Below are 12,669 nucleotides of genomic sequence, written 5' to 3'. Positions count from 1 at the left end.
TTATTTGATTTTAATATTAAGATCAAGTTATTAGTTATTCGATTTTAGGGCGCGATTGTGTAATAAACATCCCATTCTGCTTCAACTATAAGGCGCTTAAGCACAATAACTCAATAAAATTGTGAATAAATGTACTTAGACTATCGAGCAGTAGAGTTAAAGAAAGGATGTTTAATAACGATAAGGGGGGAATTATGAAAAAGGCGTTAATTACTCTAGTAGTTTTAGTTGTATTAGGTGTTGGAATTTACTTCGTTATAGGGTTATTTAATAATAATCCGCCTTCACCAACTATAACTTTTAATGAAAAGAAACTAGAAGTGGCACGAGGTTCATATTGTTGGGATGGTTTATTTAATTCTATTTGTGCCGATACAATTTCTCCGCCAAGGCTAATTGAACATCATGAAATTAAACCCGTGATTGTATTGCCTGAATCTGAATTAAAAATAGAATTTGAAAAAGAACCTAATGTAAATACATTGGGAGTAAATAGATGGCTTAATGATAACGAAGTGGAGGACGTTTCGTTAAATAATAATGTTTTAATAGCACCAAAAGAAAAAGGTGTTTATATTTACGATGTCCATGCAAGGTGGGAAAAGGGAAGTTCGAGTTATGCTTTTGTAATCGAGGTTAGATAAGGCTTATTGAAGTAACATGTGTTTTAGTTTAACAAGACATAGTAATTATGATCTTCCACAATCGGGTGCGATTCAGTAAAAAGGATCAGCGCTCATTTTCATTTTTAGGCCATTATGTTGACTAATTCAAAAATAATAATTGATTGACTTGACTACATTTATTAAAATAGGAATATACGTTCGAACTTGAGGAGGGGGATTTTTATGGAACTTCATTTTTATAATGATAGATTTAAAAATTCAATTGAACAATATACCTTATCAGAGGAACAACTTAGTTTTACGGGTACTCCTAAAGAATGCAATGAACTTTCAAATAAAGATCCAGAAAGATATTCTATATTAGGTATTGAAGGTGAACAGTTAGTAACGTTTTTTGTTCTACATAAAAATGAGGGAGTAAAGCCGTATTCAAATAATAATAATGCGTTATTATTAAGAGCATTTTCAACAGATTTTCACCATCAAGGTAAGGGATATGCAAAACAGTCAATAAAATTATTGCCTGAATTTGTTAGGTCATATTTTCCCGAAATTAATGAAATTGTATTAGCAGTGAATCTGAAAAATGAAGTCGCACAAGGATTATATAAGAAAAACGGTTTTGTTGATGAAGGTGTAAGGAAGATGGGAAGAAAAGGCGAACTTATTATTATGAGTTACCATTTAAAACCTTTAAATGAATATCAATATTAAATGAATATCTTAAACAATCGGGAGCATTCCTTTAACTGCACCTCAAATGTTAGACACGAATCTAACATTTTGGGGTCACTTCAAAAAAGGATTGCGCTTATTTTTATTCTAGGGTTATATTGTTGAACAATTCCTAGATATCTATGTTAAAGTTTAGGAGAGATTGTGAAATTTTGTACTTAAAGTAACGCTACAGGTTAACATATGTAATTCCAAGATTAAGTGGTGACTAGGTCAATATTTTAAAAAATGAAAATGAAGGGGACGTTTGATATGTCTAAAAAAATATACATTATCCATGAAAATGATGATTGGACCTCTCATTTAACAAAACGATTGGATGAATTAAACCTGCCATATGAGGCATGGCATCTTGATAAAGGGATCATCGATTTAACTTCGTTACCGCCAGAAGGGGTATTTTATAATCGTATGAGTGCGTCCTCTCACACAAGAGATCACCGATTTGCACCTGAGTTGACTGGTGGAATTCTTGATTGGCTTGAATTCCATAATCGAACTGTTTTTAATAGTAGTAATGCATTACGTCTTGAACTTAGCAAAATTAAACAATATACAGCGCTTGAAGCGAGTGGAGTTCGAACTCCAAAAACAATTGGTGCAGTGGGCCACGAGCAAATTATAGAAGCTGCTGAAAAGCTAGGAACAGCCCCATTCATTACTAAACATAATCGGGCTGGTAAAGGACTTGGAGTCCAATTGTTCCAAACTGTTGAATCATTGAAGTTACATGTTAATAGTCCTGCATTTGAAGAGTCTGTAGATGGAATTACGCTTATCCAGGAGTATATCCAATCACCAGATTCCTATATTACAAGAGCTGAGTTTGTAGGTGGCAAATACGTTTATTCTGTAAGGGTCGATACGTCAGAAGGATTTGAGCTATGTCCAGCGGATGTATGTCAAATTGGCGACCTATTTTGTCCTGTAGGAGAAGAAGTAGAAGTAAGACCTAAGTTCGAAATTGTAGAAGATGTCGATCGTGATTTAATCGAACGCTATGAAGCTTTTCTAAAGGCTGTTAAAATTGATGTTGCCGGCATTGAATTTGTAAAAAATGCCGCTGGTGAAATTTTTACGTATGACGTCAATACAAACACAAACTATAATTCAGACGCAGAAGCAAAAGCAGAAAAATACGGAATGCTCGAGCTTGCAAAGTTTCTTGGAGAAGCTTTGGAGAGAATATAAGTTTGACCGCAGGGACATGGTTCCTGCATTTTTTTTTTGGCTGCTCAGATTGTTGACAAAAGAGTTCAGAATGAGACCATTGTGGATTTGATATAAAATTGAACTGTTTATTAAAAGTTGAACCGGAATTTCCTATCATAATAAAGAAGGGGTTTCGGTTTTTCTTGTGGATTAAGAACCTGTTAAGTGAAAATTAAGTTATTCCATTAAACCAGCTAATAGAAGCTCAAAGTATTATATGAATGTAAATACCTTCAAGCCTAGTAAAAATCGTAGTAATAATTAGTTGCATTTAATGTGAGGAGTGATTTTTCGGTTAGTCTATTGGAAAACACATTCCAAATATCTGCAATAATCCTACTCTTATATTCATTCTATTATTAGAGGGGTCCCGTCAGGAAGCGCATTTTCCTGACACTCCCCCCTTTCTGTTATGACATAATTAACAATTCGAAGTATAAAAGTCAAAATGAAAGGAGCGACCAATGCAAATATGTAGAACAGCTGTCAAAATCACCGCACATAGATGGTTAATCCTCTTCCCGTAACAGAAGGGCTTCCTTTCCCATGACCGCAAGCTCAATGGTTTCAAGCGTTTTGCAATAATTCCCGAATATATCTCCATTCACATCGACTTCCTTATGAATATAGTCCAGAACATGCCAATCCTCAAACCAGTCGCCGCTTTCCGCTTCTTCATGAGTAGTATTCGGCCAGGCGTATTTTAACGGTGGGCTGTACAACCGGTCGGCGGCGCCTTTTCTCAACTTACAATTCTTGACCCGAGGTTTATAAAGGGAACGGGGAAAAAATTCGTTTACATCGTTAAACAAATCGGGCCAATAATCTTTTCGTGAACCTGTATGGGGATGATCGTGCGCCCATTTCAAAATGCCAGCTGAAATATTTTTTCGCTGAAAAAGAAGGGCATACAATCTTTTTCCGAATAAAATTCGTTCGTGAAGCGAAGTGAAATGGCGCGAGGTAGCGCCGGCAAGTAAGGCTTGTTGCCTATCTTCCTCTGCACAGTATGGAAAAAGAATGTGATTGAGACGCAAAAAATCATACAACTTGAAGCTGACCGTACCGGTTACGGTTTTTTTAAAGTGATCATTTTGGATCAATCTTTTTTCCAAATAACTTTGTTCATTGATCACAGTCGCAATCGTAAGAGTGTAGGAATCCCCTCTGTTCCAAAAATAACGCCACATCGTTTCCATAAAGGTGGAAATGTGAAAAAAGGGCAAAAGGTGGAACATTTCCTGGTTGGCTTTCACACTTAGGTCATAAATCAAACACTGGGGATACACATCCTGAAAAATCAACCAGCTGCCGCGTTCCAAGAAAGAATAAATCGCCTGCTGATCTCTTTCCGGGAGAAGTTTTGTCAGCAAGTCCCCTTTTAAATCGGTCATATTCCAGCCAACGTTCCGCGATACCATATGTCCAAGAAAGGCCCAATGGATTTCTGGGTGCTCAAGGTAAAAATTATAATAAGCCTGAGTCCGTGTCACGTTGCTTTGATTATGTTGTTTTGTCTGTTCTCTTATATAGTAAATACGTTGTTTATCGTTTTCGGATAAAGAGGGCAGGAGGCCGGAAGATTTACTTTTTAATTTTTTTTTCAAATCCTTTTTTATATCCGAATAGGAATTAAGCAAAAGTAATCATCCCTTATCAACATTTCATTTGAATTGCGTCCGATTCTCCCATAAAGAAATGCATATTCATATTGCTAGAAGAATATGAATACAACGTGAGTATTCGAAAGAGGGGGGTAACATGAGGCATCGGGTACGTGCGGAAATGAACCGAATCGTCGATCAGGTCATTAGGGACCAAACAGCTGACGGGTCCTGGCAATATCCTTTCGAGACCGGCATCGGAACAGACTGTCACATGATTATCTTATTGCGGACATTGGAGATAAATGACGAGGCGTTCATAAAAGAATTGGTGGAACGTATTGCAGGGAAACAGAAGAAAGATGGTTCATGGGGTTTGTTTTATGATGAAGGAAAAGGGAATCTTACGTCCACTGTGGAAGCTTATTATGCCCTTCTTTACTCCGGCTACCGAGATCGGGGTGACCCGGATATCCAGGCAGCAAGAAGGTTTATCCTTGCCAACGGAGGGGCTACGGAAGTCCATATGTTTTTTAAAATCCTGCTGGCTCTAACCGGACAATGCGAGTGGCCGCCTTTTCCCATTAAGATAGAAGTGCTGCTTATACCGGACTCCTTTCCAATCAATCTTTTTGACATCTCCGTGTTTGGTAGAACGAACATCATCCCGTTTCTGATTCTGGCCAATTTGGGTTTCAGCAGGAGAACCCCACGGTCTCCTGATCTCTCTGATTTGTATCTGAAAAGAGAAAATTATTTTTTTACAGAAGATCCGGAATTCCGCTCGGTTATTGATTTGATTCAAAAAGGGATGAAAGGCCTGAAAGACTACCCCGGAAACCTTCGCGAGTTAGCTTTATATCGCGCCGAACAATATATGCTGGATAGAATAGAACCGGATGGCACCTTATGTAATTATTTCGGTTCAACTTCTATGATGATTTTTGCTTTATTGGCGAGGGGATATTCAAATACACATCCGGTGATCACCCGTGCCTTGCAAGGCTTAAAAGCGATGACCTGCCGGATTGATGGAGAACTCCACTGCCAATATGCGACGGCTACGGTCTGGAACACGACGTTAATCAGTTATGCTCTGCAAGAATCCGGAGTCCCTTATTTATTGAATACCGTCCAGAAGGCAAACCAATATATCCTTTCCCGGCAACATGTCAAATACGGGGATTGGATCATTCATGAACCGAATCTTTTGCCGGGAGGCTGGGGCTTTGAGGACATGAATACAATCCATCCGGATATTGACGACACAACGGCTGCACTAAGAGCGATTCGAACGTTGGTCATCGAAAGGGTGGATTGTCGGCAGGCATGGGATCGGGGAATCAACTGGCTCATTTCCATGCAAAACAATGACGGTGGATGGGCGGCATTCGAAAAGAATGTGAACAAGAAACTGTTGAACCTATTACCAATCGAGGGCGGAAAAGATTTGTTGATTGATCCGTCGACGGTTGATTTAACGGGAAGGACATTAGAGTTTTTCGGGAACTATACCCATTTGGATTTTCATCATCCCATGGTGAAACGCGGGATTCGTTGGCTGTTAAAGAATCAAGAATCGGATGGTTCTTGGATAGGGCGCTGGGGCGTCTATATTTATGGCACATGGGCGGCGGTAACGGGAATGGTTGCTGTTGGGGTTTCCCCGAATCATCCTGCTATTCAGAAGGCTGTAAACTGGTTAAAAGCCATTCAAAATCAAGACGGAGGTTGGGGAGAATCCTGTAAAAGTGATATCGATAATTGTTATGTGCCTTTGGGCGAAAGTACCCGCACTCATACAGCATGGGCCCTTGACACACTTATCTCGGCCGCGTCTGAAATCACACCTGACATTAAATACGGTGTAGCTTTTTTAGTGGATGGAAAAGAAAAAGATTGGGCAAAGGCCTACCCGAAAGGAAGGGGCATGGCGGGGGCCTTTTATATCAATTATCATTGTTACGAATACGTTTTTCCGTTACTGGCCCTGGCCCATTATCAAAAATTAGCTGAAGGGAGCTAAACAGGGATCTGTGGATTCAAAAAGCTTTCAAGTGACTGCTGGCATATTTTTATAGTCTATCCGATACAATGAACAAAACTACATCAGGACAAGGTCTTGGTGAAAAACAAATTCTTTCCAACAGGCAGGAGGCAAAAGATGCTTGAAACTTTCCGCGAATTTTTCGATCTTCATACAATCATTTGGTTGTTCCCAATCATTTTTATGTTCCATGACTTAGAAGAGATCATAACCATTGAATCTTTCATGATTGCACACAAAAACAGAAAAGCTCCCTTCGTCAAACTAACCTTAGAAATGAGGGAAAAACTAGGTTCGACCGCTGCCCAACTTTCTATTTCGGCTACTTGGATTTTGTTGATTATCTCATTCACTACATTGATGACTGCCCATTTCTCATTAAACGGAGGGGGCTTTCTTTTATATACAGCCATACTCAATTTGTTTATTCTGCAGGCGATCATCCATATTGTTCAGTCCATCTTTTTCAAAGGCTACACTCCTGGCATCATAACGGCGCTATGCCTTCTCATCCCTTACTCTCTTATTGCCTATGACCGTTTGTTCCAATCCGGCCTGATAGACGGACAGTTCATTTTCGTTAGTCTCCCCGTTAGCCTGGTTATGATTCCTGTTTTTCTTGTTGGCAATCTTTTAGGTCGTTACTTCATCAAATAAGTCGCTGCGGGTGGTGAGTACATTGCATGTTGTTATTGCGGGCGGAAGCGGGTTTGTAGGTCAAGCCTTGACTCACCTGTTGATTCAAAAAGGCCATCGAGTAACCATATTAACGCGTCTTCCTAATCATAAAAGAACAAGTGAATTCGTTCATTATGTTGATTGGCTTTCTGCAGATCATCAACCTGAAAACGAACTTAAAGATGTCGATGCGATGGTCAATTTGGCCGGGGAATCAATTAATATCGGACGGTGGACCCAAAGTAAAAAAGAGGCTATTTTGAATAGCCGTCTTACAGCCACAAAAGAGGTCATTCGAATTTTGAGACATCTTCATCCAAAGCCAAAAGTTCTTGTTAACGCTTCAGGTATAAGTTACTACGGGATGTCAGACTTCAAATCGTTTAATGAGTCCTCCAAAAGTGATGCAAACGATTTTTTGGCCAGTGTTGTAAAGCGTTGGGAGAAAGAAGGGGCAATGGCGAAAGAATTAGGCGTTCGAACGGTCTTCGCGCGTTTCGGCATGATTCTGGGTCAAGAGGGTGCCTTTCCGCGAATGATGCTACATTATAAATTAGGTATTGGGGGGACAATCGGCAGTGGGATGCAATGGATTTCCTGGGTGCACATTCAAGATGCGGTTGAGATGGTTTACTTCGCCATCATTAACCCTGAAGTAGATGGACCGTTGAATGTGACCTCGCCTCATCCAATACGTATGTCATCATTCGGACAGTCCATTGCAGACGTCCTTCACCGCCCATATTGGCTTCATGTTCCTGGGGTTGTAGTAAAAGTAGTACTTGGTGAAATGAATCAGTTGGTATTAAAAGGGCAGCGGGTACTCCCTCAAAAAGCACTTCACCACAATTACTCCTTTCAATTTCCAGACGTAAAAAGTGCACTTTCTGATATTCTAGGTTAAAGATACATTGCGCCGGTATGAAGGAGGAAACTTATAATTAAGCTTTAAGTCATGACAGTACGGCAGGCCCTCCCTGCGTTGATTAGCACACCGTGTCCTTAATCAGCTGTTCGTAGAAAACACTGACTGGCATTTGGGGAGAACTTTTTTGCATATGGTGTACCGTCAGATAAACGTAGAATGTTGGCGGTACCCCAAAATAAAACAGTTATATGGAATTAGGGTTTTATTATGAGATAACCCTTTATGTGTACCCTTACTAAAAGGCACTTATCTGTAATAAGGAAAGCGTCTTTCTTCAAGAAAAGGGCGCGATTGTGGGAAAACGGCAAAGATCGATATATATAAGTCATGTCTAATATATATCGATCTTTATTTTTTATGACTTCTTATGATTTAGGTCTTGATAAAATCTTAATCTATATGGATTCTTCTATACCATATCTAGATGTATTATTTATAAAAAAGTTTGATCATTTTTTATAAATACTATTTTTATTAGCCTGTTCATACTCTTTTATCATCTTAACAAACTAACTTTAAGAAACTATATTTCTAATGAATGTTGAAAATAATAGTAGAAGATACATATTCGAGCCTCAATAATCATATTTAGTAACGATTGAAGTTAATTAAATTTTGGAGGCTTTAATAATGAATGAAAAACACCATAAACAGAGGCAAACTTTATTAGAGGAAAGCCATAATGAGAATCGAGACCTCTCCAATGATCAAGCTAAACTTCATTCCCAGACGATCGGCTCTAGGGGACCTGTACTGGAACAAGATAGTGTATTACACGAAACCTTACAAGAATTTATTCATGAAAAGATTTTAGAAAGACCTGTTCATGTAAAAGGATCTGGTGCATTTGGTTATTTTCAAACGATATATTCGATGTCCGAACATACAAAACTGAGCTTTTTACAAAATTCTAATCAGAAAGTTCCTGTTATGGTTCGCTTTTCGTTAGCTGTCAGTACGAAAGGAACACCTGATACATCTAGAAATGTGCGTGGTTTTGCTACAAAATTTTATACAGAAGAAGGCGTTTTTGACCTTTTGTGTAATCACATTCCTGTCTTTTCTGTTCGTGATGCGATACGATTTCCGGAATTTATTAAAGCACTCTTACCTTCACCAAAAAATAATTTAATTGATCCTGATAGGTTTTGGAGCTTTGTAGCAAGAGCGCCTGAATCGATTCACTTTGTTATACGGTTATACTCGGATGCTGGTACGGTAAAAAGTTTTCGCCACATTCCAGGACATAGTGTAAATACATATGTTTGGATAAATGCTCAAGGTATTAGAAAGTACGTTAAATACCATTGGTACCCATTTGAAGGTGTACAATACATTGGTCGCGAAGAAGCAAATAGACTAGCCGCTGAAAATCCTGATTACGCTGGTAAAGATTTATACGATGCGATTACGGGTGGTAAACCGGTGGAATATGGCTTTTATGTCCAGCTCATGGACCCAAAGGATGAAGCAAATCTTTCTTATGATCCTTTAGACGATACAAAAGTATGGGATGAAAAAGAGTATCCCCTAATACCAGTAGGCAAAATGGTATTAAATAAAAATCCTGATAATTATATGGAACAAGTAGAAAAAGTCGCCTTCTCCCCTTCTAATTTACTAGACGGCGCAGAATTATCTGATGATAAAATACTGCAGGGCCGTGCCAATATTTATAGTGATTCTCAAAGAAGAAGAATTGGAGCTGAATTTCGTAAATTACCGGTTAACCAACAGCAAAATTGGACACCAGCTAATCAAATTACAAGTGGTGATGGAAGATATGTTGAAGGGAAACTAGAAAGAACTTCTATAATAAAGCATGATGATTTTGTGCAGGCTGGTGAATTCTATACGAGGTTAACTCAAATCGAAAAAGAACACCTTGTCGAAAATTTAGCTAGTGATTTGAAAGTCATATCTGATGATATTAGAAAGAAGGTTATGGAGTATTTAAATAAGGTATCATCTGACTTGGCAAAAAGAATTGAGATACAACTAAAAAAACAATAAAGATATAAAAATTAAAATTTTCTAAGGCTAATGAACTAACGGGTGCTTTAATGGAATAAGAAGAACTCAAGGCCGTCAAAAAATGGTCTTTTTCTTTCTACTACAAACAGAACATTTGTTCGTATATAATAATCTTAAAGGAGGCGATTATATGGCGATTAGAGACCGAGGAATTATGAAATGGCAAGCCGCATTCCAATTGCCAGAACTAGCGAAAACTCAGTGGGATTTTTGGCGAGATAATGAACGGCAGGATAAGCCAATCATTGACGAACATGAGGCAGAAGAATTCGACTTGCGGATTATTTACGCAATGGAGTACGACCATTCGGTAAAGCTAACTGTTTGGGATGACGGCTTTACTTTTGATATTACTGGCCGTTTTCATTACGTTGATCCTATTACGCATGAGCTGCGGATTGAGGTAAAGCTAGGAGAGTTTGAGCGAGTGACGTTCGATAGTATTATTGGGGTGAAGGTCTTGAATTAGGGGAAGATAGCGTCAGCCTTACGTGGGTTGGCGTTTTTTCTTATTAATCTAAAGGGCAGGTTAGCTGTACAAGTTATAAGTTTAATGGTTTAAAGTTATAGAGCATTTCTTTGAATGAGGAATGCTTATTATTTTTGCTTAAAACAAAGCATACAATAAAAATGTTATTCAAATTAATAAAAATTTATTGTAAAACGATAAAATATATATTAAAATCAAAATCAGAATAATTAAGTGAGGTGTTTTTTATGGAAAAAGTAACAACGTTGTTTTTAAAAATAGCTGTTATTCTTTTAGGGGTCCCAGTTCTTGCTCTGTGCATCTTTTTGGTGCCTGAGATGGCGAATCTTGCAGCAAAATTGCTTCCAGAGTTTGCTTATATAAAATATCTCGTTTTCATCGCTTTTGATGCATCGGCGATACCTTTTTACTTTGCTTTGTATCAGGCTTTCAAACTCTTACACTATATTGACAAAAATAAAGCTTTCTCCGATTTATCTGTAAAAGCTTTAAAGAAAATCAAATACTGTGCCATCACAATCAGTATTTTGCATGTGCTAGTTTGGCCGCTCTTCTATATCTTTGCGGAAGTAGACGACGCACCAGGAGTTATCTTTGTCGGATTGGTTGTTCCTTTTGCTTCGATGGTTATCGCAGTCTTTGCGGCTGTTCTCCAAAAACTTTTACAAGAAGCAATTAATATCAAATCAGAAAATGATTTAACGGTCTGAGGTGAATAACAATGGCAATTATAATCAATATTGATGTGATGTTAGCAAAAAGGAAAATGAGCGTAACAGAACTTTCGGAGAAGGTTGGAATAACAATGGCGAACCTTTCTATATTGAAAAATGGAAAGGCAAAAGCGATTCGATTATCCACTTTAGAGGCAATTTGTAAGGCTTTAGAATGTCAGCCTGGAGATATTTTAGAATACAAAAGTGACGAAGACAGTTAAATATATTTAGGGAACTTAATATAAAAAATTATTAAGGGAGGTATAACTATGGACAAATATAATTTGATTATTGAAAATATTTCTAACCCTCATGAGCTGGAGAGAATGTATAGAAAAGACCCGAAAACTTTTAAAAAGTTATTCTCACACGCATGGGAACAAAATCCTGATTCTCAGGTTCTTGGCGTTTGGTATGAAAGATTGCATTTCAAGGAGACGGCAAATACAGAAAAATCTTCCTTGCTTCAAAAAGGTTTCTTATTCATGGGCATTCTAGCCATTCTGGCCGGGATAAGCACCAGGATCATTTTCCATTTTGTCGAACAGGAAGCAATTGCTCCAATTAACCTGGCTTTTGGTATAATTCCCTTTATTGCTGCCTATTTTGTTTACAATAATACTCCGAAAAAAAGTGTTATTTATTCCCTTGCAGCGTTGTTCCTAATTTCCGGGTTTTATCTTAATATGCTGCCATTAAATTATAAAGACAGTATTATCCTTGCTTATTTACACCTTCCCATATTCTTATGGGTATTGGTAGGGCTTGCATTTACAGGAAATGAATATTCCAAAGGCAGTACAAGATTAGCCTATATTAAATTTAATTTGGAATATTGTATTCTCTACGCCAGCATGGCAGTTAGCGGAATGGTACTAGCAGCATTAACCATGCGGTTATTTAGTTTTGTTGGCTTGGATATAGAAGACTTCTATTTTAGTAATGTCGTTTTATTTGGTGCTGCCGCTCTCGCTATTGTGGCTGCATACCTGGTATCAATGAATCTTAAACTTGCTAAGAATATTACGCCATATATTGCTAAAATTTTTAGTCCTCTTGTCCTGATCACATTGTTGGTCTATCTTATAACGGTTATATGGGTCGGAAAAAATCCATTCTTGGACCGCAATTTCCTGATAGCCTTTAACGGAATACTCCTTGGTGTATTGGCCGTTACCATATTTTCCATTACCGAGAGCGACTCAGACGAGAAAAAGAACATTTCAGATTATTTAAATTTTGCCTTAATTGTTCTTGCGCTTATCATTGACAGTGTGGCTTTGTCAGCCATCGTGTTCAGACTTTCTTCTTATGGGATTACGCCTAATAGACTTGCTGTTTTAGGAGTAAACATACTTATCTGGGCAAATCTAATTTGGATTATGCTCTCCTATATGCGTTTTCTACAAAACAAATCCGGACCTTCAACTATCCAAGATGCCGTTACTAAGTATTTGCCGGTCTACGGGCTTTGGGCAGCTTTCGTTACATTTACTTTTCCTATAATTTTTAATTAGAAAGGCTCTGTTAATGTAACGAAAAGCTAATCTTCTATAACGTATAAAATCCTTAGAGCCGATATTATGCAGCTTTTTATAC

Annotated in this window: 12 protein-coding genes; 11 read left to right on the top strand and 1 reads right to left on the bottom strand. The window is 38.0% G+C overall.

Annotation, left to right across the window (positions count from 1 at the left end):
• Positions 1–194 precede the first annotated feature (194 nt).
• The 3 genes from V7122_RS21790 (at position 195) to V7122_RS21780 (ending at position 2,552) form a co-directional block, all read left to right on the top strand.
• Positions 195–644 carry a hypothetical protein gene (locus tag V7122_RS21790; RefSeq protein ID WP_335529056.1) on the top strand — a complete coding sequence of 150 codons (450 nt, stop codon included), beginning with the start codon at positions 195–197 and terminating at the stop codon, positions 642–644.
• Between the two features lie 204 nt (positions 645–848).
• The gene (locus V7122_RS21785) at positions 849–1,340 is read left to right on the top strand and encodes a GNAT family N-acetyltransferase (protein WP_335529054.1); all 492 of its coding nucleotides are present in this window, start codon (positions 849–851) and stop codon (positions 1,338–1,340) included.
• A 273-nt stretch (positions 1,341–1,613) separates the two neighbouring features.
• Positions 1,614–2,552 carry an ATP-grasp domain-containing protein gene (locus V7122_RS21780; RefSeq protein WP_335529051.1) on the top strand — a complete coding sequence of 313 codons (939 nt, stop codon included), beginning with the start codon at positions 1,614–1,616 and terminating at the stop codon, positions 2,550–2,552.
• Between the two features lie 530 nt (positions 2,553–3,082).
• On the opposite strand, the gene V7122_RS21775 is transcribed toward V7122_RS21780, so the two are convergent.
• Positions 3,083–4,213: a DUF2515 family protein gene (locus V7122_RS21775; protein ID WP_438824801.1), complete on the bottom strand. Its 1,131-nt coding sequence runs from the start codon at positions 4,211–4,213 to the stop codon at positions 3,083–3,085.
• A gap of 121 nt (positions 4,214–4,334) precedes the next feature.
• Here V7122_RS21775 and shc point away from each other — a divergent pair, with 121 nt between their 5' ends.
• The 8 genes from shc (at position 4,335) to V7122_RS21735 (ending at position 12,587) form a co-directional block, all read left to right on the top strand.
• Positions 4,335–6,203 carry a squalene--hopene cyclase gene (shc, locus tag V7122_RS21770; RefSeq protein ID WP_335529045.1) on the top strand — a complete coding sequence of 623 codons (1,869 nt, stop codon included), beginning with the start codon at positions 4,335–4,337 and terminating at the stop codon, positions 6,201–6,203.
• Positions 6,204–6,341: 138 nt separating this feature from the next.
• A complete protein-coding gene (locus tag V7122_RS21765) occupies positions 6,342–6,881 on the top strand; it encodes an HXXEE domain-containing protein (RefSeq protein ID WP_335529041.1) in 540 nt (179 codons plus the stop codon).
• Positions 6,882–6,903: 22 nt separating this feature from the next.
• Positions 6,904–7,806, top strand: coding sequence for a TIGR01777 family oxidoreductase (locus V7122_RS21760; protein WP_335529038.1), 903 nt, complete (start codon positions 6,904–6,906; stop codon positions 7,804–7,806).
• A gap of 654 nt (positions 7,807–8,460) precedes the next feature.
• Complete coding sequence (locus V7122_RS21755; protein ID WP_335529035.1) at positions 8,461–9,843, top strand: catalase; 1,383 nt, start codon at positions 8,461–8,463, stop codon at positions 9,841–9,843.
• Between the two features lie 151 nt (positions 9,844–9,994).
• On the top strand, positions 9,995–10,333 hold the full coding sequence (locus V7122_RS21750; protein WP_335529033.1) for a YolD-like family protein: 339 nt from the start codon (positions 9,995–9,997) through the stop codon (positions 10,331–10,333).
• Positions 10,334–10,581: 248 nt separating this feature from the next.
• Positions 10,582–11,064, top strand: a complete 483-nt coding sequence (locus V7122_RS21745; protein WP_335529030.1) for a DUF2975 domain-containing protein — start codon at positions 10,582–10,584, stop codon at positions 11,062–11,064.
• Positions 11,065–11,075: 11 nt separating this feature from the next.
• Positions 11,076–11,291 carry a helix-turn-helix domain-containing protein gene (locus V7122_RS21740; protein WP_017153334.1) on the top strand — a complete coding sequence of 72 codons (216 nt, stop codon included), beginning with the start codon at positions 11,076–11,078 and terminating at the stop codon, positions 11,289–11,291.
• A 48-nt stretch (positions 11,292–11,339) separates the two neighbouring features.
• Positions 11,340–12,587, top strand: coding sequence for a DUF4153 domain-containing protein (locus tag V7122_RS21735; RefSeq protein ID WP_335529027.1), 1,248 nt, complete (start codon positions 11,340–11,342; stop codon positions 12,585–12,587).
• The last annotated feature ends 82 nt before the right edge of the window (positions 12,588–12,669 follow it).

The organism is Bacillus sp. JJ1532 (genome assembly GCF_036965085.1).
Classification (GTDB): domain Bacteria; phylum Bacillota; class Bacilli; order Bacillales; family Cytobacillaceae; genus Cytobacillus.
This window is presented reverse-complemented; position numbering and strand designations above follow the sequence as displayed.